The organism is Variovorax sp. W1I1 (assembly GCF_030815625.1).
Taxonomy (GTDB): domain Bacteria; phylum Pseudomonadota; class Gammaproteobacteria; order Burkholderiales; family Burkholderiaceae_C; genus Variovorax; species Variovorax paradoxus_C.
The window spans coordinates 995,222-1,019,831 of record NZ_JAUSWZ010000001.1 but is presented as its reverse complement, the minus strand read 5'-3'; the positions used below and the strand labels follow the sequence as shown (position 1 = coordinate 1,019,831).

Here is a 24,610-nt window from a genome sequence, read left to right as displayed (position 1 = left end):
TTTCAGTCCGCTGCGTTCGCGGTCTTCAATACCTTGTCCGTGTGCTGACCCAGCGTCGGTGCCGCAAAAGGTTCGGGGCCGGGCGTTCGTCCGAACTTCACTGCCCTCGTGAACCCTCGGTATGAGCCGAGCGTGGGATGCGCGAAGTTCGCCACCATGTCCTCGGCCAGCACCTGCTCGTTGTCGAACATGTCCTCGACGGTGCGGGCTGCTGCGCAAGGCACCTCCTCGCCGAACAGTTCTTCCCATTCGAGCGCGGTGCGCGCAGCCAGCGCGTCGCGCAGGCGCGGAACGATCTCTGCAAAGTGCAGCGCGCGTTTTCGCACCGAGTCGTAGCGCTCGTCGGCCGCGAGTTCGGGCAAACCCACCTTGGCGCACAGTGCCTGCCAGAAATGCGGCGTGTTGGCCGAGATGTAAAGGTGCCCTTCGCGCGTCGGATGCAGGCCGGTGATGCCGCCCGAGCGCATGTCGCGTCCCACGTCCTTCGGTTCGCCCTCGGCCCACACCATGCGCGCCGATTGCATCGTGAGCGCGGAGCGCAGCAGCGACACGCCGACGAACTGGCCCTCCCCGCTCTTCTCGCGCTCGTACAGGGCAGAGGCGACGCCTGCGGCCACCAATGCAGCCGCGTAGTAGTCGACCACAGAGCCGTAGATGATCTCGGGCGGCTCGCCGCGCTTGCCCTGCAGCGCGCACATGCCGGTCATGCTCTGCAGCACCTGGTCGTAGCCGGCCTTCTCGCGCAGCGGACCGGTCTCGCCGTAGCCCGTGAGGCTGCAATAGATGAGGCGCGGATTGACCACCTTCAGCTGGTCGTACGCAATGCCCAGCCGCGGCGGCACGCTGGGCCGGAAGTTGTGCACCAGCACATCGGCCGTGCGCACCAGCGCCATCAGCGCGGCAAGGTCTTCCGCCTTCTTCAGGTCGAGCACCACGCCGAGCTTGCTGCGGTTCACGCCGATAAAGGCGCGGCTCTCGGCTTCGAGCGTCGAAGGGTACTTGCGCAGGTTGTCGCCCGTGGGCGGTTCGATCTTGATGACCTCGGCGCCCTGGTCGGCCAGCAGCGAGCAGCCGTAGGGGCCCGCGATGTAGGCGCTCAGGTCGAGCACGCGCAGGCCGCTCAACGGCCCCACGGGGCCGGTGCGCGCGGGCAGGCGTGCGTCGTCTTTGTCGGCGTCGAAGCTCATGAATGGATCTTTCTTTCCTCGGTGGTCGGCCGTCAGTCGGCGGTGATGTTCTGCTGCTTGGCCAGCTTCTTCCAGCGTTCGACGTCCTCGGCGATCACCGTGCCGAACTGCGCCGGCGAGAGCGGCGTGGCGATGGCGCCTTCGCGCAGGAAATTGGCCGCGATCTCGGGCTTGGTGATGATCTTGTTCACCGCGCCGTTGAGCTTGGCGATCACGTCGGGCGGCGTGCCCGCCGGCGCGAGCAGGCCCCACCAGAGTTCGAATTCATAGCCCGGCACTGCCGTGGAAACCGGCGTGAGGTCGGGCGCGATCGGGCTCGGCTTCAAACTGGTGATGCCCACCGCGCGCAGCTTGCCGGCGCGCACCATCGGCAGCAGCGAGGGCCCGCTCGAAATCAGCAGTTGCGTCTGGTTGCCGACGAGGTCAGTCACGGCCGGCCCCATGCCCTTGTAGGGAATGTGCGCGATCTGCAGGTCGCCCACCTTGGCCTTGAGCAGCTCGGTGCCGAACTGATTGACGCTGCCCGCACCCGAGGAGGCGTAGTTGTACTGCCCGGGCTTGGCCTTGATGGCGGCGATGAGCTCGGCCGGCGTCTTCGCCGGGAACTCGTTGTTCACCGCCACGATGAACGGCCCCCTCGCGAACATCGCGATGGGCGCGAGGCCCTTGACCGGATCGAACGGCAGCTTCGACTGCACGGCCGCATTGGTCGTCATGCTCGACGACACCGCCACCAGCGTGTAGCCATCGGGCGCGGCCTTCGAGACCTGCCCCGTGCCGGTGTTGCCGCTCGCGCCGGGGCGGTTGTCGATGATCACCGGCTGCTTGAACTCGTCGCCCAGTTCCTTGGCCACCTGGCGCGCAAAGGTGTCGTTCGAGCCACCCGCCGGATAGGGCACGACGATGGTGATGGTCTTGGTGGGATATGCGGCCTGTGCGAACGCGGCGCCGCTCAAAAGGCAGCCGCCAGCGGCAGCTGCAACAACAGCGAGCGTGCGCAAGCGAAACAACGGGGAAATCTTCATCTGTCTTGTCTCCTGATTTTTTTAAGAAAGCGAAAGGCTCAACCCGGCAGCAGGCCCAGGCTGCGCGCGCTCGCGACGATGGCGCGTGCGCGGATCACGAAAGGGATGTCGATCATTTTTCCGTCGACCACGTAGGCACCCACGCCCTTGGCATCGGCGTCGCGGGCCGCCTCGACCACCTTGCAGGCGTGTGCGATCTCTTCATCGGTCGGGCGGAACACCTCGTTGGCGATCGCGATCTGGCTCGGGTGGATGCAGGTCTTGCCGAGGAAGCCGAGGTTGCGCGACAGCATGGCCTCGGCGCGAAAACCTTCGGCATCGCGGATGTCCGCGAACGCGCCGTCGTAGGCATAGACACCCGCCTCGCCCGCGGCGATGCGCATCGCGAACATCGCCTGCTGGATCGCGGCCGGCTCGCGGCGTGCGATGCCCAGCGGCTCGAACAGATCGCCGAGCCCCAACTGCAGCCCGGCCACGCGCGGATGCGCCGACGCAAGCTGCGCTGCGGTGCGCAACGCCGACGGCGCTTCGATGTTCAGCAACAGGCCGATGGGCGTGCGCACGCCATTCGCCTGCTCGGCACGCTCGATGGCCTCGACCGCGGCGCGCACATGCGCCGGGCTCTCGGGCTTGGGAATGTTGATGAGGTGAACGCCGGCCTGCGCCACCGCCGCGATGTCGTCCGCGAAGTGCGGCGTGTCCATCGCGTTGACGCGCACGATCACGGTCTTGCCCGATGCGGCCACGCCATCGCCTCGCAGCAGTTGCCGCACGGCATCGCGGGCCTCGCCCTTGCGCGGCTCGGACACCGCGTCTTCCAGGTCGAAACACACGCCATCGGCCGCGCCACTCAGCGCCTTGGCGAATAACTCGGGGCGGGTGCCGGGAACGAACAGTTTGCTTCTCATGCGCCGCAGTGTGCGCAGCGCATGAGAAAAGAAAAACACATGGTTTCTATGATCAGTTCATAGAAAATCTATCTTCATGGAAACCGCTTACCTGCAAAGCTTTCTCCTGGTGGTGGAGTCGGGCTCGATGTCGGAGGCCGCACGCCGGCTCGACCTGACGCCCGCCGCCGTGGCACAGCAAATACGCACGCTCGAGCGCGAGCTCAACGCACCGCTGCTCGCACGCGCGGGCCGCACGGTGCAGCCGACCGAAGCCGGGCACCTGCTGGTGCAGCGCGCGCGCAACCTGCTGCGCGAGGTGGGCGACATCAAGACGCTGCTGAACAGCGACGCGGCCGGCGGCGAACTGCTCATCGGCACCATCAACACGGCCATCCACAGCCTGCTGCCGGACATCCTCGCGCGCTTCGTGAAGACGCATCCGGGCGTGAAGGTGTTCCTGCAGTCGGGCACGACGGCCACGCTTCACAAGGCGGTGCAGCAGGGCGAGCTCGATGCGGCCGTGTGCCTGTATCCGCCCTATGTGCTGGCCAAGACTTTCGACTGGTCGTTGCTGCGCGAGGAGCCGCTGGTGTTGCTCGCGCCGAGCCGCCTTGCGAAGCGCGACCCGCACGAACTGCTGCGAACTTCGCCGTTCATCCGCTATGACCGCGCACTCGGCGGCGGCAAGCAGGCCGACCGGTACCTGCGCGCCGCGGGCATCGTGCCGCAGGAGCGCTTCGAACTCAGTTCGCTGCTGGCGATCGCGATGATGGTCGACCGGGGCCTGGGCGTTTCGCTGGTGCCCGACATCGCATCGCCGCTGCTCGATGGCCAGCGCATCGTGAAGATTCCGTTGCCGCTGCCCTCGGAGCCGCGGCGCTTCGGCGTGCTGTGGCTGCGGGCGTCGCCCCGGCAGCGGTTGATACGGGGGTTCGTCGACAGCGCGGCAAGCGTGATCGAGACCAGAGGCACGCCGACCTGAAGCAACTGCGCCCTGCGCCCTGCGCCCGGTCAGGTGAATGGCTACTTGCGCTTCTCTCCCGGAACGCCTAACTTGCGGGCCTGCACCCGTTTCTTGGTTGCGATGCACTATGCAGGTCAATGAATCCATCAGGTTCCAGAAAATTCCGCATCGGTCTGAACACGCGCATGAGCCTTGGCGTGGCAGCAGTGGTGCTGGCAGCCACGTTCGCCGTTGCCACGGTCGCGCTGCAGTTCGTCAAGACCAGCATGCGGGAGTCGATTGCCCAGGAGGAGTTCGCGCGCGTTTCGGCCCTGGCGGATGCGGTTGACCAGAAGTTCATCAGCCGGCGCACGCTGCTGAAGACCTTCGGCGACAGCGCGGAGGCGCTCACGCTGGCGGACGCGGCGCCGCTGCAGGCGTTTCTGGAGCAGCACAAGTCGCTGCGCGAGGCGTTCGACAACGTGGCCTTCATCGACATGGACGGCAACCTGGTGGCAAACCTCAACAACGCCAACCAGGTCCGCCGGATCAACGTCAAGGACCGCGCGTATTTCCGGGACACGGTGGCCTTCAAGGAGGGCGTGATCTCGGAGCCCTACCGCAACCGGCTGAACGGCCTGGCGCAGGTCGCCATCACCGAACCGGTGCTGGACAGCGAAGGGCGGGTGCAGTTCGTGATCTCGGGCTCCATCAACCTGAAGGAGCGCAACATCCTGGGCGAGCTGGCGAGCGTCAGGTTCGGCGAGACCGGGTACCTGTTCATCACCACGACGAACGGCATCGTCGTGGACCATCCCCGCGAAGAGCGCGTACTCGAAGCAGCCAGCCCGCAGACGGCGCGCAACCCCGAGATAGAGCGCGCCATCAGAGGCTTCGAGGGCGCGACCGAAGGCGTCAATCGGGAGGGCGTGCACGGCCTCTATGCGTTCAGGCGCCTGCGGCAGGCGGACTGGATCATGGGCGCCATGTATCCGCGCGACGAGGCATTTGCGCATGTCGATGCCATCGAGCGCGCCGCATGGGCGGGAGCCTTCGTTCTCGCGTTGCTGGCGGGTGCGATCGCGCTGGCTGTCGTGCGGCAGCAGCTCAAGCCCCTGACCGCGCTGCACCGGCACATGCTCGATGCGCAAGCCGCGCCGACCGAAGTGACGGCGCTGCGCAGGTACACCAACGATGAAATCGGCGACCTCTCGCGCACCTTCGACCGGCTGATACGGCAACGGCAGGCGGACGAGAAGTTCCTGCGCGACATCACAGACAACCTGCCGGCCATGGTCTCGCATGCCGACGCGCAGGGCCGCTACACCTTCGTGAATGCCCGGCTGTGCGAGAAGCTGGGACAGAGCGCCGCGCAGCTCATCGGGCAGCCGGTGCAAAGCATGAGCAGCCCGGGCGACGACGCGGCCCTCGAAGCGGGGCTGCAGCGCGTGGCGATGGGCGAATCGGTCAGCCTGGAGCGCCGCGATGCATCGGGGCCCGGCGCACAAGAGCGCTTTTTCCAGACCGACCTGATCCCCGACCTCGACCACGCCGGGCAGTACCGCGGCTACTACGCCATGACCTTCGATGTGACGGAGCGCAAGCGCATCGAGGTCAGCCTGGCGCACAGCGAGGCGAAGGTCCGCATCATTGCGGACAACATTCCTGCGCTGGTGTCGCATGTCGACGCGTCGCTCAACTACACCTTCGTGAACGCCCATATCCGGGCGCTGCACCGCAACGATTCGATGGTCGGCCAGTCGATGCCCGAGGCGCGCGGTGCGGCGGATTTCGCCGTCGTCGAGCCCTACATCCGGCGCGCCCTGGCCGGCGAGACCGTGGTCGTCGAGAAAAAGGGCGACCCTGCGCGCGGCATCGGCGAGCGCACCTACAAGGCCCACTACATTCCCGACCAGGATGCCAGCGGCACGGTGCAGGGCGTGTTCGCGATGACCTTCGACATCACCGACGAGGTGAACGTGCGCAAGGCCCTGACCGAGCAGGAGAAGCGGCTGCGCGACGTGACCGACAGCATTCCCGCGCTGGTGGGCTATTTCGACACCGAGGAGAACTGCCTCTATGCCAACAGCCGCGCACGGCAGATGGCAGACCATGGCGACCGGCCGCTGGACGGCGTCACGCTGCGCTCGGCGCTGGGCGAATCGATGTACGCACAGCACGCGCCCTACATCCCGGTGGTGCTCGCGGGCAAGCAGGTGCGCTTTCCGCTGCATGCGCCGCTGCACGGCAAGGACGGGCACTTCCAGGCCCACCTGATACCCGACAAGGACCTTGACGGCCGCGTCCTGGGCTTCTATCTCATGACCTTCAACATCACCGCGCTCAAGCAGGCGGAACTGCAGCGCGCCGACAGCGAGAACCGGCTGCGCACCATCACCGACAACCTGCCCGCGCTCATCACCTACATCGACCGCGAGGAGAACGTGACCTTCGCCAATGCCACCCATCGCGAGTGGTTCGGGCTCGAACCCTCGCAACTGCTGGGCCGGCCGCTCCACGACGTGGTGGGCCATGGCGTGTACCAGAAGCGCAAGGCCTTGATCGACCGGGCGCTTGCCGGCGAGCGCGTGGAGTTCGAGGACCAGAGCCGGGCCGTCGGCGCGGGCCGTGTCGCCCGCATCAGCCTGGTGCCCGACATCGGCGCGGACGGCGCCACGAACGGCATCTTTTCGCTGTGCCTGGACATCACGGCCTTGAAGGCGGTGGAGAGCCAACTGATCGAGCTGGCCCGGCTCGACACGCTCACGGGCCTGCCGAACCGGCTCGCCTTCAACGAGCTCCTGCCCGCGGCGCTCCTGCGTGCGCAGCGCACCGGAAGCGCGATGGCCCTGATGTTCCTGGACATCGACGCGTTCAAGACCATCAACGACACGCTGGGCCACGCAAGCGGCGACAGCGTCTTGGTCGAATACGCCAACCGCCTGCGGTCCAGCGTGCGTGCCACCGACATCGTGGCGCGGCTGGCGGGAGACGAGTTCGTCGTCGTTCTGGAAAACCTGCCTGCGCGGGATGCGGCGGCAGGGGTTGCACAGAAAATCCTCGCGCAGATTCGCGCGCCCGCGTTTCGCCTCGACAGCCAACCGCTGCAGGTCACGACGAGCATCGGCATCGCATTCCGCCTGGGCGGCGATGCACCGGTCACCGCCGAAGAATTGCTGGCGCATGCGGACAGCGCGCTGTATGCCGCCAAGTCGGCGGGGAGGAACAGGTTCGAGTTTTCCGATTGATCCGTTGCCCATGAACCGCGGCCCCGACCGCCCCACCGCGCCAAGCCAATGAGCTGCGTGCGCCAGCGCAGAGAAACCAGAACAGGAGATCCCATCCATGTCATCCGCCGAAGTCACCACACCGGAACAACTGCTGACCGAACTCGATGCCCAGACCCGCATGCCGATCGCGCAGATCGGCCAGACGCTGATGTCGCTGGGCATGGTCACCGCGGCGCAGTTGCAAGGTGGACTGGTTCAGCAGCAGCTCGCCCCCACGGTGCCGCTGGGCGAGATGCTGGTTCGCATGGGCTTGATCAACCGCGCCCAGCTGCAGGCGGCGCTGGTGCACAAGATGGGCTATCCGCTGGTCAACCTGCACCTGTTCGCGCCGTCCGCCGAGGCCCTGCGCAAGATCGGCCACAGCGCGGCGCAGCGCCTGCAGGTGATGCCGCTGATGCTGCACGAGGGCCGCCTGGTCCTCGCGCTGGACGATCCCTCGAACCGGCGTTCGGCCATCGACGAAGTGGAATTCATTGCCCAGGCGAAGGTGATTCCGGTGGTCGGGAAATGCCTCGACCTGGACGGCGTGCTGCACAAGGCCTACGAGAAGCTCGGCGACCCGGCAACGCCGCGCCCGGCCAGCTTCGATCCGATGCGGCCGCTGGAGTTCGACATGGCCGGCACCAGCGAACTGCTCGAAACGCTCGAGAAAGAAGGCCGCTCGATCGCCAGCACCGAGGCGCCGATCGAGCAGTCGGACAACTCGCTGGTGCGCATGATCAACAGCATGATCCTGGAGGCGCATCGCGAAGGCGCATCGGACATCCACGTCGAAAGCTCGCCCGGCGACGAAAAGACCCGCATCCGGTTTCGCCGCGACGGCCGGCTCTATACGTACCTGGAGCTTCCGTCCAGCTATCGCAACGCGGTGGTGGCGCGCATCAAGATCATGTGCGACCTGGACATCAGCGAAAAACGCAAGCCGCAGGACGGCAAGATCAACTTCGGCAAGTACTCGCCGCAGCACCGCATCGAGCTGCGCGTTGCCACCATTCCGACCAGCAACGGCCTGGAAGACGTGGTCATGCGCATCCTTGCGTCGGCCAAGCCCATCGCGATGAACGCGCTGGGCCTCTCGCCGCGCAATCTCGCGCAGCTCACCCAGGCGGTCGAGCGCCCCTACGGCATGGTGCTGTGCGTCGGCCCCACGGGTTCGGGCAAGACCACGACGCTGCACTCGGCGCTGATGCACATCAACACGCCGGAGCGAAAGATCTGGACCGCGGAAGACCCGATCGAGATCACGCAGGCCGGGCTCCGGCAGGTGCAGGTCAATCCGCGGATCGACTGGACCTTTGCCAAGGCCCTGCGGGCCTTCGTGCGCGCCGACCCCGACGTGATCATGGTGGGCGAGATCCGCGACGAGGAAACCGCCAGGACGGCCATCGAGGCGTCATTGACCGGCCACCTCGTGCTTTCGACCCTGCACACCAACAGCGCCCCCGAAACGGTGACCCGGCTGCTCGACATGGGCATGGACCCCTTCAACTTCGCGGACTCGCTGCTGGCGGTGCTGGCACAGCGGCTGGTGCGCCGCCTCTGCACCCAGTGCACCACCAGCAGCCCCGCGAGCCCCGAGAAGGTCGAGGAACTGCTGGCCGACTACATGCATGCCTTCGGCGCGGAGGCCACGCCCGCCGAGCGCGAGGCGGTGCGCGGCGACTGGATCGCACGCCATGGGCACGGCGGCCATCTGCACACCTTCACCAGCACCGGCTGCCCGCATTGCGGCGATACGGGCTTCAAGGGCCGTGTGGGCATTCACGAGCTGATGGTGGTGTCCAGGACGCTTCGGCGCCTGGTGCAGAACGGGGCGCGTGCCGAGGAACTGCAGGAAGCGGCGCTGCGCGAAGGCATGCGCACGCTGCGTCAGGACGGTATCGAGAAGGTGCTGGCCGGGCAGACGAGCATCGAGGAAGTGCGCGCGACCAGCAACGTGTGAGCGGGACTCGCCCGCCCCGCCCCGTCACATAAGGTCACGTCAGGCGGTGCCCCATGCCACCGCCGGCAATGCGGCAATGGCGGGCCTTGCGAAGAAGTAGCCCTGGAACAGGTCCACGCCGAGCGCATGAAGGGCGTCGACCTCTTCCAGCATCTCGACGCCTTCGGCGATCACCCGGATGTTCAGTTCGTCGCAGGTGGCGACGAAGCCTCTCACGATGGCCAGCCGAACCGGGTCGGCATGGATGTTCCGCACCAGGCTCATGTCGATCTTCAAGACGTCGGGCTGGAACGCGGCAAGCATCCCGAAGCCTGCATAGGCGGCACCGAAATCGTCGATGGCCGAGGTGAAGCCGTGGTGCCTGAAGTCCTGGAAGATGGCCGCGAGGCCGGGCAGGTCGATCGTCCGCTCGCCCTCAGTGACTTCGAACATCAGGCGGCTCACCGGAAAATTGCAATGCTCCGCGGCGGCCATGGCGGTGCGAAAGCACTCGGGCCGGCCGGCCACATCGTTGGGCAGCACGTTGAGGCTGAGCCTGGATGCCATGCCCAGCCCCGCCGCCATCTCGATGGCCTTCACGCGGCAGGCCTCGTGAAACGCAAAGCGCTGGGAGGAGCCGATGCTGGCGAGCACCTCCATGGCGCCTTGTCCCGAGAGGCCGCGCACCAGCGCTTCGTGCGCGAAGATTTCGCGGCGCGCGACATCCACGATCGGCTGGAACGCCATGGTGAACGCCGAGCCGAAGCCGGGAAAGCAGGTATCGGCGAGGTTTTGGGCTGTCGCGGACATGGGACTCGCGGTTCGGATGGGAGGCGTTCTGGCGGGAGTGCGGGGCGACCAATGTAAGCGTTTTTTACATCTTGCGGCCGTGCTTGCGCGTCAATCGCAGCAGCATCGTGCCGCAGGGGGCTTCAAGCTCAGGGGCAGACGAGCTCCGTTTTCGACGCCGCGCACAGCCTGGCCACCTCGGCCTTCGACAGGAATTCCGTGGTCAGGCTGTTGAGCATCAGCACGGCCGGATAGAGGCGCGCGTCCTGCGGATTCGCGCGATACGCCTTCTGCAGCAACTGCTGGCCCGCCTTGTTGCAGTGCTTGCGCTGCATGCGGTTGATTTCCTTGTCGCGCGCGGAGCCGTCGCCGTTGAACTCGCCCGCGAAGTGAAAGCACATCTCGGTGTCGGAGACGGCCTTTTGCAGGGCTTTCTCGTCCTTCGAGAATCTGGGGGGCTCGGCGGCGAACGACAGCGAGGCCGCCGACAGCAACGCGGCGCCCGCAATGGTGAACATCAGCTTCATGGTGCGAATCCCCTCCTCGACTGAAAAAAGGGCCGCCCTGGGCGACCCTCTTCGTCTGCATCGCTCAAGCGATTACTTCTTGTCGCCGCCGGGCACCTTGCCTTCGACACCCTTGACGTAGAAGTTGATGCCGGTCAGGAATTTGTCGTCGGCCACCGCGTCCTTGGCGACCACTTCCTTGCCGTCCTGGCCGAGGATCGGGCCCTTCCAGATCGCGAAGCTGCCGTCCTTCAGGCCCTTCTTCACTTCCTCGACCTTGGCCTTGGTTTCGGCCGGCACGTCCTCGGCGATCGACACGAGGTCGATGGCGCCTTCCTTCACGCCCCACCAGGCTTGGCCCGTCGCCCACTTGCCATCGAGCGCGTCCTGCGTGGCCTTGATGTAGTACGGCGCCCAGTTGATGGTGGCCGAGCCGAGGTGGGCCTTGGGGCCGTAGGCGGTCATGTCCGAATCCCAGCCGAAGGCCCGCTTGCCCTTCTCTTGCGCCGTCTTGAGCACGGCGGGCGAGTCGGTGTTCTGGAACAGGATGTCGGCGCCGCCGTTGATGAGCGCGGTGGCCGCTTCGGTTTCCTTCGGCGGGCTGAACCATTCGTTGACCCACACGACCTTGGTGGTGATCTTCGGATTGACCGACTGCGCGCCCATCGTGAAGCTGTTGATGTTGCGCAGCACCTCGGGAATCGGCACCGAGCCGACGACGCCGAGCGTGTTGCTCTTGGTCATGGCACCGGCAATGATGCCGGCCATGTACGCGCCTTCGTAGGTGCGGCTGTCGTAAGTGCGCATGTTGTCGGCCGTCTTGTAGCCGGTGGCGTGCTCGAACTTCACGTCCTTGCTGTCGGTCGCGACCTTGAGCATCGGTTCCATGTAGCCGAAGGTGGTGCCGAAGATCAGCTTGTTGCCCTGGCCGACCATGTCGCGGAACACGCGCTCGGCGTCGGCGCCTTCGGGCACGCTTTCCACGAAGGTGGTCTTGATCTTGTCGCCGAATTCCTTCTCGAGCGCCTTGCGTCCGTTGTCGTGCGCGAAGGTCCAGCCGCCGTCGCCCACCGGGCCGATGTATGCGAATGCGATGTTGAGCGGCGCTGCCGGAGCCGGTGCGGCTGCCGCGGGTGCCGGGGCGGGCGCGGGGGCCGCGGCCGGTGCTGCCGCTTCTTCTTTCTTGCCGCAGCCGATCAGGGCCGCCGAAGCGACCGCCGTGAGGGCGGCCAGCTTGAGCAGGGAGCGCTTGTTCAGATCATTCATTGTCGGAAATCCTCAAAAAGGACGGGTTGGCGGGAAAACGAAAAACGCGATTATGAGCCGGGGTAGAACGGTTTCCCTATGGAAGCCGGCATGTTGATGCGGATGAACGCGGGGTTGCGCGAGATCAGCGCCAGCACCACGATCGGCGCGATGTACTGCAGCATGCTGAGGAACTGGGGCGGCACGTCGACGCCGCTGCTCTGCAGGTGGAAACCCAGCATCGAGACGCCGCCGAAGAGGTACGCGCCCAGCAGCACGCGGATCGGCCGCCAGGTGGCGAAGGTGGTGAGCGCCAAGGCGATCCAGCCGCGGCCCGCGACCATGCCTTCGACCCACAGGGGCGTGTAGACGGTCGAGAGGTATGCACCCGCCAGCCCGCAGAGCGCCCCGCCCGCGATCACCGCCATGAAGCGGATGCGCCGCACCGGGTAGCCGAGCGCATGCGCCGACTCGGGCGATTCGCCGACCGAGCGCAGCACGAGGCCCGCGCGCGTGCGGTACAAGAACCAGATGAGCGCGAAGGTCAGCACCACCGCGAAATACACCATCGGGTGATGACGGAACAGCGCGGGCCCGACGAGCGGAATGTCGGCCAGCACGGGGATCGCATAGCTCGCGCTTTCGGGCAGCTTGGCCTGCACGAAGTTGATGCCGGCGAAGGCCGAGAAACCGACGCCGAAGAGGCTGAGTGCGAGCCCCGTCGCGTACTGGTTGGTGTTGAGCCAGATCACCAGTACGCCGAAGAACGCGGCCAGCAATGCGCCTGCCGCCATGCCCGCGAGGAAACCGAGCCAGGGGTTGTGCGTGGTGACCACCGTCGCGAAGCCGGCGATGGCGGCGCACAGCATGATGCCTTCGGCGCCGAGGTTGACGATGCCGGCTTTCTCGTTGATCAGAAGGCCCAGTGCGGCGATGGCAAGGACGGTGCCGGCGCTGAGCGTGGAGCCTAGAAGGAGTGCGTAGCTGTCCATGTCAGAGGGCTCCTTCGTTCGAACGCGCAACAGGCGCGGTCAGCGGCGTGCTGGCTTGCAGCGAGCTCGTCGCGAGGATGGCCTTCGCCGCGGCCTTTCGGCGGATGCGGTACGCGATGAGCGTGTCGCAGGCCAACAGCGTGAAGAGCAGGAGGCCCTGGAACACGCCGGTCAGCGACTTGGGCAAGCCGAGGCGCGACTGCGCCAGTTCGCCGCCGATGTAGAACATGCTCATGAGGATGGCCGAGAACACCATGCCCACCGGATGCAGCCGCCCTACGAAGGCCACGATGATGGCCGCGAAGCCGTAGCCGGCCGGCACATACGGGGTGAGTTGGCCCAGCGGCCCGGCGACTTCGAGCGCGCCGGCAAGACCCGCCGCGCCGCCCGAGGTGAGCAGCGCGATCCACACCGCGCGCCGTGCCGAGAAGCCCGCATAGCGCGCCGCCGCCGGGGCGAGGCCGCCGACCTGCTGCGCGAAGCCCGCGCGCGTGCGGAACAAAAACACCCACAGCGCACCCACGCCTACCAGCGCAATGATCAAGCCGATGCTCACACGCGAGCCCTTGAAGAGCCGCGGGATCTGCGTGACCGCCTCGAAAGTCTTGGATTGCGGGAAGTTGTAGCCGTTCGGATCCTTCCACGGGCCGAACACCATGTAGCTCAGGAGCAGCGTGGCCACGTAGACCAGCATCAGGCTCACGAGGATTTCGTTGGCGTTGAACTTGTCGCGCAGGAACGCCACGATGCCCGCCCACACCATGCCGCCGAGCGTGCCCGCGACGAGGATGGCGACGACGATCCAGGAACCGGTGTTCTTGTCGGCCAGCAGCGCCACGCCGCCCGCGACGATGGCGCCGAACACGAACTGCCCCTCGGCGCCGATGTTCCACACGTTGGAGCGAAAGCACACCGCGAGTCCGAGCGCAATGATGAGCAGCGGCGTCGCCTTGATCATCAGTTCGCCGAGCGCATAGCCGTTCTTGATGGGCTCGTAGAAGAACACCATCAGGCCCTTGACCGGGTCCTTGCCGAGCGCGGCGAAGAGTGCCACGCCAATCAGCACGGTGATGAGCAGCGCCAGGATCGGCGAGGCAAAAGTCCAGAAGCGCGAAAGCTCCGGGCGGGGTTCGAGCTTAAGCATGGGCCGCTTCCTTGTTCCAGAGACCGCTCATCCATTCGCCGATCTGCGGCAGCGTGGCCGCGGCGCGGTCGATGGACGGAGAGAGCCGACCCTTGGCGATGACGTGCAGGCGGTCGCTGATGTCGAACAGCTCGTCGAGCTCTTCGCTCACCACCAGCACCGCGCAGCCAGCATCGCGCAGCGCAAGGATCTCGCCGCGGATGAGCGCGGCCGCGCCCACGTCCACGCCCCAGGTGGGCTGCGAGACGATGAAGAGCTTGGGGTTGGCGTCGATCTCGCGGCCGACGATGAACTTCTGCAGGTTGCCGCCCGAGAGCGAACGCGCCGCCGCATTCGGGCCGCCCGCCTTGACGTTGAAGCGCTCGATGATTCCCTTGGCGTGTTTCTCGAGTGCGGCGGTGCGAATCCATCCGCCCTTGCCCACCGCATTGCTGCGCGTGAGCAGCAGGTTGTGCGCGAGGCCCAGCGTGGGCACCGCGCCGCGGCCCAATCGTTCCTCGGGCACGAAGTGCAAGCCCAGCGCGCGGCGCGCGCGCGGGCGCAGCCGGCCGGAGGGCTTGTCGAACACCTGGACCATCGAAGCGTCGGCCCGCACGTCTTCGCCCGAAAGCGTGTAGAGCAGTTCCTTCTGGCCGTTGCCGGAGACACCCGCAATGCCGACTACTTCACCGGCGCGCACCTCGAACGAGATGCCGTCGAGGTCGACGCCGAACTGGTCTTCGCGCGCCAGCGTGAGCCCCTTCACGCGCAGCGCCACGGCGCCCGCATGCACCGGGCGGTGCTGCAAGGGCGGAGGCTCGCTGCCGATCATCAGCCGCGAGAGCGATTCGTTGCTCTCGTTCTGCGGGTTGCACACGCCCGTGACCTTGCCGCCGCGCAGCACAGTGCAGGCGGTGCACAGCTCGCGGATCTCGTGCAGCTTGTGGCTGATGTAGAGGATGCTGCAGCCCTCGGAGGCCAGCTTGTTGAGCACCGTGAAGAGCTTGACGACCGCCTGCGGCGTGAGCACCGAGGTCGGCTCGTCCAGGATCAGGAGCTTGGGGTTGGTGAGCAGCGCGCGGATGATTTCGACCCGCTGCATCTCGCCCACCGAGAGCGTGTGCACCGGGCGCGAGGGGTCGATGTCCAGGCCGTATTCGCTGGCCTTGGCGGTGATGCTGCGCGCCACTTCCGCGAGCTGCAGCGATTTATCGAGGCCCAGCCACACGTTCTCGGCCACGGTGAGCGTGTCGAACAGGCTGAAATGCTGGAACACCATGCTGATGCCCAGCGCCCTCGCCTGCTGCGGGTTGCGCAGGTTGACGGCCTGGCCGTCGAAGGTGACGGTGCCTTCGTCGGGCTTGACCGAGCCGTAGATGATCTTCATCAACGTCGATTTGCCCGCGCCGTTCTCGCCGAGAACGGCATGGATTTCGCCGGGGGCAACGGCCAGCGAGATGTCGCTGTTGGCCACCACCGCGGGATACCGCTTGGTGATGTGCGCGAGCTGGAGTCGGGGGGTTGTCATGCCGGGTTTCGTGGGTTTGTCTCGTTCAACAGCAACAAAGCGGGAACAGTTGTCAGTTTATTAGCACTGACGACTGCTCCCGCGACCAGCGGCGCCCGACGGCGCTCAGCTTCAATGTCCGCCGATGTAGGCGAACTTGAACAGGAAGATCGCCGCGATCACCCACACCATCGCATGCACTTCTCGTGCCCGCCCGGTGCACAGCTTGAGCACCGCGTAGGTGATGAAGCCGAAGGCCAGGCCGTTGGCAATCGAGTAGGTGAAGGGCATGGCCAGCGCGGTCACGGCGGCGGGGATGACCTCGGTGGTGTCTTCCCAATCGAGCTCGACCAGGTCGCGCAGCATGAGGCATCCCACGAAGAGCAGTGCCGGTGCGGTGGCGTAGGCCGGCACCGAGCCCGCGAGCGGCGAGATCATGAGGCAGGCCAGGAACATCACCGCCACCACCACGGCCGTGAGGCCGGTGCGGCCGCCGGCTTGCACGCCGGCCGCACTTTCCACATACGCCGTGGTGCTCGAGGTGCCGAGCAGCGAGCCCGCGAAGATCGCGCCGCTGTCGGCCAGGAGCGCCTTGTTCATGCGCTCCATCTTGCCGGGCACCAGGAGGCCAGCGCGCTTGGCCACGCCCATCAGCGTGCCGGTGGCGTCGAACATCTCGACCAGGAAGAACACCAGCACCACATTCAGGATGCCGCCCTTGAGAGCGCCCAGGATGTCCAGTTGCATGAAGGTGGGCGCGATCGACGGTGGCGCATCGAACACGCCGTGGAACTTGTTGCCGCCGAAGAAGAACGACAGCACGGTCACCAGCATGATCCCGATCAGGATCGCCCCTCGCACCTTCAATCGGTCGAGCGTCACGATGACGAGGAAGCCCAGCGTGGCCAGCACCACCGGCGGCGAGTGCAGGTCGCCCAGCGTGACGAAGGTAGCGGGCGATGCGGCGACGACGCCGGCACTCTTGAGCGCGATGAGCGCCAGGAACATGCCGATGCCCACCGTGATCGCCGTTCGCAGCGACTGCGGTATGCCCGCGATGAACAGCTCCCGCAACCCGGTGACGGTGACGATGAGGAACAGGCACCCCGAGATGAACACCGCGCCCAGCGCGACCTGCCACGTGTAGCCCATGCCCAGCACAACGACGTAGGCGAAGTAGGCGTTCAGGCCCATGCCCGGCGCCATGGCGATCGGGTAGTTCGCGTACAGGCCCATGATCAGCGTGCCCAGTGCCGCGATCAGGCAGGTGGCCACGAATACTGCCCCCTTGGGCATGCCCGCGTCGCCGAGGATCGTCGGGTTCACGAAGATGATGTAGGCCATCGTGAGGAAGGTGGTGAGCCCCGCGATGACCTCGGTGCGCACCGTGGTGTTGTGCGCACTGAGCTTGAACATGCGCTCAAGCAAACCCGAGCCGCTTGCGCTGCCCACAGCCGCACGCGGACGCGCGGACTCGACATGCCCCGGGGTGTGGGGCTCGGCGCCTTTGGGCGCCTGTTCCAACGTACTCATTTCGCTTGTCTCCAGCTGTTGTAGTGGCGGTTTCATCGTTCCCCCGCTCACGACGCCGGCGCGAACGGGGGTTTTTCAGGGGTCCGAGGTTTCAGGCGTGGCGGGCGGACGCGCCGCGCCGGATATCGCGGAAACCGGAGGCCGCAGCGACGCCGCCACCTCCTTGATGCATTCGCGCAGCCACCGCGCCGAGCTCGACGAATGGGTGCGTTCGTGCCAGAGCTGGTAGTACATGAGGCGCGGCAGCGCCACGGGGCAATCGATGATCTTCACCGGCAGCCGCGCAGCGAAACGCTCGCAGTACTGGCGGCCGGTGGTGAGCACCAAGAGGCTCGAGGCCACCATGTCGGGAATGAGGCTGAAGTGCGCGCAGCGCGCGGTGATGTTGCGCTGCCGGCCCAGCTCGTCGAGCATCTGGTCGATGATGCCGCGCCCGCCCGGGTGCATGGGCGTGGGCGCGATGTGCTCGGCCGCGAGCCAGGTTTCCAGGTCCCAGCCGCGGCGCACCGCCGGATGGTCCTGGTTGACCAGCGACACCACCTCGTCGCCGAAGAGCCGCGCCATGTGCAGGTCTTCCGGGGGCTTGAGCCAATTGCCGATGACCAGGTCGACCTGCCCAAGCGCCAGGTGCCCGTGGTAGTCCGAGTCGGGCGAGAGCGCGTGGATCTCGATCTGGCAGAGCGGCGCCTCGCGCTTCACATGTGCCACCAGCATCGGCAGGAAGAGCGGGTCCATGTAGTCGCTCGCTGCGATGCGGAAGGTGGTGGCCGCCGACTGCGGCTCGAAGCCGCGCGCATCGGAGAACAGCATCTCGGCCGCCCGCAGGATGCTGGCCGCGGGCTCGATCATCCGCAGCCCCGCATCGGTGGGCACCATGCCCGAGCCCGAGCGCACCAGCAGCGGATCGCCCGACAGTTCGCGCAGGCGCTTGAGCGCCGCCGAGACCGCCGGCTGGTACATGCCCAGGCGAATGGCGGCGCGCGAGACGCTGCGGTCGGTCAGCACGGTGTGCAGCACCCGGATCAGGTGGAGATCGATCTTGTCGAAAAGCGCTTGGTCTCTCATGGCTGTTCACACCTTTCTTGTCTGTGCGAACAGTTATACAGCGCAGCATTTGGCGAAACCGGGTGTGGGAGTGAAGCTCGGACCGTGCGAGCACGGCCCGTTTTCATTCGGCCGATGCAACCGGCCCCGCCTGCACGGCGGTGACGGCACGAAGAATCGACTCGCTCGTGGCCGGCGCCTTCAGCGGCGGATCGACCCTGTGGCCACCGGCCGCCGACACCGCATCGCGGATCGCGAAGAACACCGAGAACGGCAGCAAGAGCGGCGGCTCGCCCACAGCCTTGCTTCGGTGGATCGAGTCCTCGAAGTTCTGGCCTTCGAACAGGCGCACGTTGAAGACCGGTGGGCAATCGTTGGCGGTCGGGATCTTGTAGGTGCTCGGTGCGTGCGTGGTGAGCTTGCCGCTTTGCGGATGCCACACCAGTTCTTCGGTCGTGAGCCAGCCCATGCCCTGGATGAAGGCGCCCTCGACCTGGCCGATGTCCACCGCCGGGTTCAGCGACTTGCCCGCGTCGTGCAGGATGTCGGCGCGCAGGAGCTTCCATTCGCCGGTGAGCGTGTCGACCACCACTTCGCTCACCGCCGCGCCATAGGCGTAGTAGTAGAACGGGCGGCCCTGCATCTTGTCCTTGTCCCAGCTCAGGCCGGGCGTGGCGTAGAAGCCGTCGGACCAGAGTTGCTTCCGGTCGAGATACGCCTCGCCGACCACGGTGCTGAAGGTCAGCGACTTGCCGTTGACCTCGACCTTGTCGTTCGCGAAACGCACGTCGCTGGCCTTGCCGCCGTGGCGCTCCGCTGCGCTGTCGGCCAGGCGCTCGCGAATCTGCCGTGCCGCATCCTGCGCGGCCTTGCCGTTCAGGTCGGCACCGGTCGATGCGGCGGTGGCCGAGGTGTTCGCCACCTTGGTCGTGTCGGTCGCGGTGACGCGCACGCGCTCGAAGCTCACGCCCAGCTCGTGCGCCACCACCTGCGCCACCTTGGTATTGAGGCCCTGCCCCATCTCGGTTCCGCCATGGTTCACGAGGATCGAGCCGTCGGTGTACACGTGCACCAGCGCGCCAGCCTGGTTGAAGTGCTTCACGTTGAACGAGATGCCGAACTTGAGCGGCGCGAGCGCCAGCCCGCGCTTGAGCACCGTGCTCTTCTTGTTGAAAGCGGCGATGTCTTCGCGCCGCGCGCGGTAGTCGCTGCTGGCCTCCAGCTCGGCCACGAGTTCGTGGACGATGTTGTCGGTCACGGTCTGGCGGTACGGCGTGATGTTGTTCTGGTCCTTGCCGTAGAAGTTGACGCGGCGCACGTCGAGCGGGTCACGCTTCAGCTCGCGCGCCACCGAGTCCATGATGTTCTCGATGGCGATGGCGCCCTGCGGGCCACCGAAGCCGCGGAACGCGGTGTTGCTCTGCGTGTTGGTCTTGCCCGAGAAGCCGTGCATCGCCACGTTGGGGAGCCAGTAGGCGTTGTCGAAGTGGCAGAGCGCCCGGGTCATCACCGGGCCCGAAAGGTCGGCCGAGTGGCCGGCGCGCGAGACCATGGTGATCTCCGCGCCGAGGATGCGGCCTTCGTCGTCGTAGCCGATTTCGTACTCGTACCAGAAGCAGTGGCGCCTGCCGGTGATCATGAAGTCGTCGTCGCGGTCCAGCCGCAGCTTCACCGGGCGCTGCAGTTGCCGCGCCGCAATGGCCGCCACGCAGGCGAACAGCGCCGACTGCGATTCCTTGCCGCCGAAGCCGCCGCCCATGCGCCGGCATTCCACATGCACTTCGTTCGACTGCAGGTGCAGCGCGTGCGCCACCAGGTGCTGCATCTCGCTCGGGTGCTGCGTCGAGCAGTGGATGTGCAGCGCGCCGCCTTCCTTAGGAATGGCGTAGCTGATCTGGCCTTCCAGGTAGAACTGCTCCTGGCCGCCCACGTCGAGCGTGGCGGTGTGGCGATGCGGCGCCTTGGCGATGGCGGCGCGCACAGCGGCCTCGTCGCCTTCGTTGGCGCTGCCGCCGCTGCGCACGATGTGCATCGGCGGCACGACGTACTGGCCGCGCGCATGCGCGTCCTGCGGCGTGATGACGGGCGGTTGCGCCTCGATGGTCAGCGCGTCCTTGGCCTTGGCGGCGGCACGGCGGGCGGCTTCGCGCGTTTCGGCGATCACCGCGAACACGGGCTGGCCGAGGTAGCGGATCTCGCCGCCGTCGTTCACCGGCAGCAGGATCGGGTCGTCGTGAATGATCGAGCCGCAGTCGTTGGTGCCGGGAATGTCGTCGGCCGTCAGCACCGCCACCACGCCGGGCATCGCGCGGATCGCGTCGAGCGACAGCGCCGTTACGCGGCCGTTGGCCACGGGCGAAAGGCCGAGCGCGCAATGCAGCGTGCCGGTGATTTCGGGAATGTCGTCGATGTAGGTCGCTTCACCGGCCACGTGCAGGTGCGCCGACTCGTGCGGCCGGCTGATGCCGACGCGCGCGCCGAGGTCGTGCGCCACCGCTTCGGCCACGGGGTCGATGCGCGCGGCAGCGTTCTTGAGGTAATCGGCAAAGGCCTCGGCGGGCTGCAGCAGGCGGGCGTCGATGGGTTTGTTCATGGTCAGACTCCTTCCGCCTGCGCTTTGGCGGAGGCATGGGGCATCACGCTCCAGACGCTGGTTTCTTCGAGGGAGAGCGCGTCTTCGGTGCGGGTTTCGAGCCAGAGGCGCTGGATGAGGTTCTGCGCCACCTGCAGCCGGTAGTCGGCCGAAGCGCGCATGTCCGACAGGGGCTTGAAGTCCTGCGCCAGCGCGAGCTTGGCGGTGGCGACGCTGGATTGCGTCCAGGGCTTGCCGACGAGCGCCGCTTCGGCGTTCGCCGCGCGCTTCACGGTCGCGGCCATGCCGCCGAAGGCAAGGCGCACGGCCTTCACCGTGTCGCTGCCCGCTTCGAGTTCGATCGCGAAGCCCGCGCACAGCGCCGAGATGTCGCAGTCGAAGCGCTTGCTGATCTTGTAGGCGCGCACCTGGCGGCGCATGGCGGCCAGCGGAATCGCCAGCCCCTGCACGAACTCGCCGAGCTGCAGTTCGTTCTTCATGTAGTCGATGTAGAAGTCCGGCAGCGGCATGCGGCGCACCACGTCGCCGCGGCGCAGTTCGATCTCGGCATCGAGCGACATCAGCACCGGCGGCGAGTCGCCGATGGGCGAGCCGTTGGCCACGTTGCCGCCCATGGTGCCGGCGTGGCGGATGGGCGGCGAGGCGAAGCGCAGCCACACGTCCTGCAGGCTGGGCACGCGCTGCACCAGGGCCTCGAAGGCGGATTCGAGCGAGGCGCCGGCGCCGATGTAGAGCTCGCCGCCATCGGTGGTCTGTCGGGTCTCGATGGTCTTCATTTCGGCCACGTCGCCCACATAGATGATGTCGCCCAGGTCACGGAACTGCTTGTTGACCCAGAGCCCGACGTCGGTGGAGCCGGCCAGCAACTGGGCACGCGGCTTCTGTTCGCGCAGCGCGGCGAGCTGGGCGATGGTTTTGGGGGCGTGGAAGTGGTCGATGCGGGCGCCGAGCGGCGCGGCGTAGTTCAGGTCTTGCCCGTCGTTCTGCAGCGCGGTGAGCGCGGCCACCACGGGCTTCGTGTCGAGCCGCACGGCCGGCAGGTCGAACATGCGCTGGCCCGCATCGAGGATCGGACGGTAGCCGGTGCAGCGGCACAGGTTGCCCGAGAGGTCGTCGGCCAGTTGCTGGCGCGAGGGCTGCGTGCCCTCGGCCTGGTGGTGTTCGTAGGTCGACCACAGCGACATCACGAAGCCCGGCGTGCAGAAGCCGCACTGGGAGCCGTGGCAGTCGACCATCGCCTGCTGCACCGGGTGCAGCGTGTGAACGGGGTGCTTCTTGTCATGCAGCGCCGGGGCGGCGCACTGCGCCTTCAGGTCTTCGACGGTGAAGAGCGCCTTGCCGTGCAGCGTGGGCAGAAACTGGATGCAGGCGTTGACCGTCTGCAGTTGCAGGCCTCCGATGGCGCCGGGCGCGTTGGCGTCGGTCGCCAGCTCGCCGATCACCACGGTGCAGGCGCCGCAGTCGCCTTCGTTGCAGCCTTCCTTGGTGCCGGTGCAGTGCGCGTCTTCGCGCAGCCAGTCGAGCACCGAGCGGGTCGGATGCACGCCGCTGACGTCGACGATCTTGCCGCGATGGAAAAAACGGACGGGCTGGATATTGTTGGGCTCTGTACTCATGCGCTTCGCTCGTGGGCGGCTCGGTGTTTCCGGCCAAGCCTGGACGTTAGTCGCTTGGGCCGCAACCCACATACCGCGGGAGCCATATTGCGTATGTGGGCGCGGGTATGCGACCTAGGGGGAAACCCTGGAAAGCGGGAGCAAGTACCGGGCCATGGGCGCGTCGCGCGCCCGAGGCGGCGTTTCAGGTGGGCTCGGGCACCGCTGCCGCCGCCACCTTCGGCTGTGCGTAGCGCCACGCGATCAGCGTGCCGATGCAGAGGAACACCGCGGCGATGAAGAACGGCGCACCCGGCAGGTGGACGGGCGCATCCGTGCCGATGAAATAGCCGAAGCTGCCGGCGAACATCGCCGGCCCGACGATGCCTGCCACCGACACCAGGCTCGTCAGCGCGCCCTGGATACGGCCCTGCTCCCCAGCGCCGACCTGGCGGGTGACCAGCGCCTGCGCCGCCGGCCCGGCGAACGCCAGCAAGGTCCCGAACGGCAGCGCAGCCAGAAGCACCCACCCCGCATCGGCGAAGCCGATGACGATGAAACCGAGCACGCCGAAGCCCATGCCGAACAGCAGCGCACGGCGCTCGCCGAAGCGCTTCACGCCCGGCCCGATCAACAGCGCATTGACCAGCACGCTGAGCACGCCCACCGCGCCGAGCACCCAGCCCACGGCGTCTTCCTTCCAGTGGTAGCGGTAGTCGGCGAACAGCACGAACACGCTCGGGTAGACGTACTGGGCCAGGTTGACGAGGAAGATCACCGCCGCCAGCCCGAACACCTGCGGATAGCGCTTGAGCAGCAGCAGCGACCCCAGCGGATTGGCGTGCGACCAGTCGAACTTGCGGGCGCGCCGCTCCGGCGGCAGTGACTCCGGCAGCACGAACCACCCGTAGCAGAAGCTCAGCAGCGTCAGGCCGGCCGCGAACCAGAACGGCAGGCGCGGATCGATGTGGCTCAGCTGCCCGCCGAGCACCGGCCCGAACACCAGGCCCATGCCGAAGGCCGCGCCCACGATGCCGTAGCTGCGGGCGCGATCTTCCGGCGGCGTCACATCGGCGATGTAGGCATTGGCGATGGTGAAGCTGGCCGAGAACACGCCGGACACGACCCGGCCGACGAACAGCCACGGCAGGCTGTTGGCCAGGGCCATGAACACGAAATCCACGCCGAGCCCCAGGCACGACAGCAGGATCACCGGCCGCCGCCCGAAACGATCGGACAGCGCACCCTGGATCGGCGAACTCACGAACTGGATCGCCGCGAACGCCGTGCCGAACACCGCGATCCAGTACGCCGCTGTCGCAGTGCTGCCGCCGGCCAGGCGCTCCACCAGGTGCGGCAGGCCGGGCAGGATCAGACCGAACGCGAGGAAGTCGATCAGCACCGTCACGAAGATGAAGGCGAGCGCAGCACGGCGCACGCGCGGCGCTGGAAGGGTGGCGGTCACTCGCTGCGGCTCAGGTATTTGCCCACGCGGGGATGCGCCTCGATGAGTCCTCCGAGCCGCCCGAACAGGCCATCGAAGCAGCCGAGCACCAGTGCGATGGTCTTCTTCAGCCGGTCGCGCTCGAACATCAGCATGGGCAGGATCTGCTTGAGCGTGTAGACGTTGATGAACAGGATCGCGGGAAAGGCGCGCACATGCGCCCGCGAGAGGTCCAGCGCATTGCGCGCGATGTAGTAGCGCCGCGCCGCCGGATAGTTGATGAAATGGATCTTCCAGCCGAACAGCGACCGGGCCTGGATGTCGCCGATCTGGTGCCGCAGCACGACGTGCGGGTTGAGGTACAGCGGCACTTCGCAGCTGAGGGCGCGCATGCAGTAGTCGGTATCGACATGGTCGATCACGTAGCGCTCGTCGAACCGGCCGACCTTGGCCCAGGCGCCGCGCGAAATCAGCGAGCCCGAAGAGATCATGAAGGCGCAGCGCATCAACGGCTCGGTGAAAGGCTGCCGCAGGTCGAACTGGTAGACGCGCTTGCCCTCAAGACCGAATTGCGGGATCAGCGCGTCCAGGTTCGTGTCGTGCACCAGCGGGCCGATCAGGAACGCCGCATCGCCTTCACGCTCACCTTCCCTGCCCCGCGCCACCGTCGCAGCCTCGCACATGGCATCGAAGTAACCGGGCGGCAGCTTCGAATCCTGGTCGAGCAGGAAGAAGAGTTCAGCGCCCTGCGCTTCGAGTTCGGCGATGCCGCAATTGAACGCGCCCGCGATGCCGCCACGATTGCCGTTGTGCAGCACCGGGACGCCCGCATCGACGAGCGCCAGATGCCAGCCGTCCACTTGCGGCGTGTTGTCGACCACGCAGAGGCGCGGGCACGAGGCGGCCAGCGAGTGCAGGTTCGCCACTTGCTCGTCGGTCGGGAAATAGGTGACGACGACGGCACCGAACGGGACGGACATCCT

At 66.8% G+C, this 24,610-nt stretch carries 18 protein-coding genes; 3 read left to right on the top strand and 15 right to left on the bottom strand.

The genetic code is table 11. The features are described from left to right. Positions 1-2: 2 nt before the first annotated feature. Genes QFZ83_RS04840 through QFZ83_RS04830 form a run of 3 tightly spaced genes read right to left on the bottom strand, consistent with a single transcriptional unit; the run spans position 3 to position 3,120 of the window. Positions 3-1,187 (bottom strand): CaiB/BaiF CoA-transferase family protein, encoded by a 1,185-nt coding sequence (locus QFZ83_RS04840; protein ID WP_307503260.1) that lies wholly within the window; start codon positions 1,185-1,187, stop codon positions 3-5. A gap of 32 nt (positions 1,188-1,219) precedes the next feature. Continuing rightward, positions 1,220-2,212, bottom strand: coding sequence for a tripartite tricarboxylate transporter substrate binding protein (locus tag QFZ83_RS04835; RefSeq protein WP_307503257.1), 993 nt, complete (start codon positions 2,210-2,212; stop codon positions 1,220-1,222). Between the two features lie 38 nt (positions 2,213-2,250). Further along, entirely contained in the window at positions 2,251-3,120 is an 870-nt protein-coding gene (locus QFZ83_RS04830) for a CoA ester lyase (RefSeq protein WP_307503255.1), read from the bottom strand. 76 nt (positions 3,121-3,196) lie between these two features. Between QFZ83_RS04830 and QFZ83_RS04825 the strand changes: the two genes are divergently transcribed. The 3 genes from QFZ83_RS04825 to QFZ83_RS04815 all read left to right on the top strand — a co-directional run bounded on the left by QFZ83_RS04825 (position 3,197) and on the right by QFZ83_RS04815 (position 9,277). After that, a complete protein-coding gene (locus QFZ83_RS04825; protein ID WP_307503253.1) occupies positions 3,197-4,084 on the top strand; it encodes a LysR family transcriptional regulator in 888 nt (295 codons plus the stop codon). Positions 4,085-4,251: 167 nt separating this feature from the next. Next, positions 4,252-7,293, top strand: coding sequence for a PAS domain-containing protein (locus QFZ83_RS04820; RefSeq protein WP_307503251.1), 3,042 nt, complete (start codon positions 4,252-4,254; stop codon positions 7,291-7,293). A 97-nt stretch (positions 7,294-7,390) separates the two neighbouring features. Continuing rightward, on the top strand, positions 7,391-9,277 hold the full coding sequence (locus tag QFZ83_RS04815) for a GspE/PulE family protein (protein WP_307503249.1): 1,887 nt from the start codon (positions 7,391-7,393) through the stop codon (positions 9,275-9,277). A gap of 39 nt (positions 9,278-9,316) precedes the next feature. On the opposite strand, the gene QFZ83_RS04810 is transcribed toward QFZ83_RS04815, so the two are convergent. From QFZ83_RS04810 to QFZ83_RS04755, 12 genes are all read right to left on the bottom strand, one after another. Next, entirely contained in the window at positions 9,317-10,066 is a 750-nt protein-coding gene (locus QFZ83_RS04810) for an EAL domain-containing protein (protein ID WP_307503247.1), read from the bottom strand. A 128-nt stretch (positions 10,067-10,194) separates the two neighbouring features. Then, a complete protein-coding gene (locus tag QFZ83_RS04805; protein ID WP_307503245.1) occupies positions 10,195-10,572 on the bottom strand; it encodes a hypothetical protein in 378 nt (125 codons plus the stop codon). Positions 10,573-10,644: 72 nt separating this feature from the next. Beyond that, positions 10,645-11,817, bottom strand: coding sequence for a BMP family ABC transporter substrate-binding protein (locus QFZ83_RS04800; protein ID WP_307503243.1), 1,173 nt, complete (start codon positions 11,815-11,817; stop codon positions 10,645-10,647). 50 nt (positions 11,818-11,867) lie between these two features. Further along, positions 11,868-12,788, bottom strand: a complete 921-nt coding sequence (locus QFZ83_RS04795; protein WP_307503241.1) for an ABC transporter permease — start codon at positions 12,786-12,788, stop codon at positions 11,868-11,870. Between the two features lies 1 nt (position 12,789). Then, positions 12,790-13,932: an ABC transporter permease gene (locus QFZ83_RS04790; protein ID WP_307503239.1), complete on the bottom strand. Its 1,143-nt coding sequence runs from the start codon at positions 13,930-13,932 to the stop codon at positions 12,790-12,792. Then, positions 13,925-15,439: an ABC transporter ATP-binding protein gene (locus QFZ83_RS04785; RefSeq protein WP_307503237.1), complete on the bottom strand. Its 1,515-nt coding sequence runs from the start codon at positions 15,437-15,439 to the stop codon at positions 13,925-13,927. Before QFZ83_RS04785 ends, QFZ83_RS04790 begins: the two co-directional genes overlap by 8 nt. 111 nt (positions 15,440-15,550) lie before the next feature. After that, the gene (locus QFZ83_RS04780) at positions 15,551-16,951 is read right to left on the bottom strand and encodes an NCS2 family permease (RefSeq protein WP_373423477.1); all 1,401 of its coding nucleotides are present in this window, start codon (positions 16,949-16,951) and stop codon (positions 15,551-15,553) included. Between the two features lie 75 nt (positions 16,952-17,026). Next, a complete protein-coding gene (locus QFZ83_RS04775) occupies positions 17,027-18,016 on the bottom strand; it encodes a LysR family transcriptional regulator (protein ID WP_013542889.1) in 990 nt (329 codons plus the stop codon). Between the two features lie 103 nt (positions 18,017-18,119). Beyond that, a complete protein-coding gene (gene xdhB / locus QFZ83_RS04770; RefSeq protein WP_307503234.1) occupies positions 18,120-20,588 on the bottom strand; it encodes a xanthine dehydrogenase molybdopterin binding subunit in 2,469 nt (822 codons plus the stop codon). 2 nt (positions 20,589-20,590) lie between these two features. After that, positions 20,591-22,204 (bottom strand): xanthine dehydrogenase small subunit, encoded by a 1,614-nt coding sequence (gene xdhA / locus QFZ83_RS04765; RefSeq protein ID WP_307503232.1) that lies wholly within the window; start codon positions 22,202-22,204, stop codon positions 20,591-20,593. 184 nt (positions 22,205-22,388) lie between these two features. Further along, entirely contained in the window at positions 22,389-23,648 is a 1,260-nt protein-coding gene (locus tag QFZ83_RS04760) for a TCR/Tet family MFS transporter (protein ID WP_307503230.1), read from the bottom strand. Beyond that, positions 23,645-24,607: a glycosyltransferase family 2 protein gene (locus tag QFZ83_RS04755; RefSeq protein WP_307503228.1), complete on the bottom strand. Its 963-nt coding sequence runs from the start codon at positions 24,605-24,607 to the stop codon at positions 23,645-23,647. Before QFZ83_RS04755 ends, QFZ83_RS04760 begins: the two co-directional genes overlap by 4 nt. Positions 24,608-24,610 lie beyond the last annotated feature (3 nt).

Coding starts and splice junctions, on each gene's coding strand:
- QFZ83_RS04840 (WP_307503260.1), bottom strand. CDS start 1,187: ATGAGCTTCGACGCCGACAAAGACGACGCACGCCTGCCCGCGCGCACC.
- QFZ83_RS04835 (WP_307503257.1), bottom strand. CDS start 2,212: ATGAAGATTTCCCCGTTGTTTCGCTTGCGCACGCTCGCTGTTGTTGCA.
- QFZ83_RS04830 (WP_307503255.1), bottom strand. CDS start 3,120: ATGAGAAGCAAACTGTTCGTTCCCGGCACCCGCCCCGAGTTATTCGCC.
- QFZ83_RS04825 (WP_307503253.1), top strand. CDS start 3,197: ATGGAAACCGCTTACCTGCAAAGCTTTCTCCTGGTGGTGGAGTCGGGC.
- QFZ83_RS04820 (WP_307503251.1), top strand. CDS start 4,252: ATGAGCCTTGGCGTGGCAGCAGTGGTGCTGGCAGCCACGTTCGCCGTT.
- QFZ83_RS04815 (WP_307503249.1), top strand. CDS start 7,391: ATGTCATCCGCCGAAGTCACCACACCGGAACAACTGCTGACCGAACTC.
- QFZ83_RS04810 (WP_307503247.1), bottom strand. CDS start 10,066: ATGTCCGCGACAGCCCAAAACCTCGCCGATACCTGCTTTCCCGGCTTC.
- QFZ83_RS04805 (WP_307503245.1), bottom strand. CDS start 10,572: ATGAAGCTGATGTTCACCATTGCGGGCGCCGCGTTGCTGTCGGCGGCC.
- QFZ83_RS04800 (WP_307503243.1), bottom strand. CDS start 11,817: ATGAATGATCTGAACAAGCGCTCCCTGCTCAAGCTGGCCGCCCTCACG.
- QFZ83_RS04795 (WP_307503241.1), bottom strand. CDS start 12,788: ATGGACAGCTACGCACTCCTTCTAGGCTCCACGCTCAGCGCCGGCACC.
- QFZ83_RS04790 (WP_307503239.1), bottom strand. CDS start 13,932: ATGCTTAAGCTCGAACCCCGCCCGGAGCTTTCGCGCTTCTGGACTTTT.
- QFZ83_RS04785 (WP_307503237.1), bottom strand. CDS start 15,439: ATGACAACCCCCCGACTCCAGCTCGCGCACATCACCAAGCGGTATCCC.
- QFZ83_RS04780 (WP_373423477.1), bottom strand. CDS start 16,951: ATGAGTACGTTGGAACAGGCGCCCAAAGGCGCCGAGCCCCACACCCCG.
- QFZ83_RS04775 (WP_013542889.1), bottom strand. CDS start 18,016: ATGAGAGACCAAGCGCTTTTCGACAAGATCGATCTCCACCTGATCCGG.
- xdhB (WP_307503234.1), bottom strand. CDS start 20,588: ATGAACAAACCCATCGACGCCCGCCTGCTGCAGCCCGCCGAGGCCTTT.
- xdhA (WP_307503232.1), bottom strand. CDS start 22,204: ATGAGTACAGAGCCCAACAATATCCAGCCCGTCCGTTTTTTCCATCGC.
- QFZ83_RS04755 (WP_307503228.1), bottom strand. CDS start 24,607: ATGTCCGTCCCGTTCGGTGCCGTCGTCGTCACCTATTTCCCGACCGAC.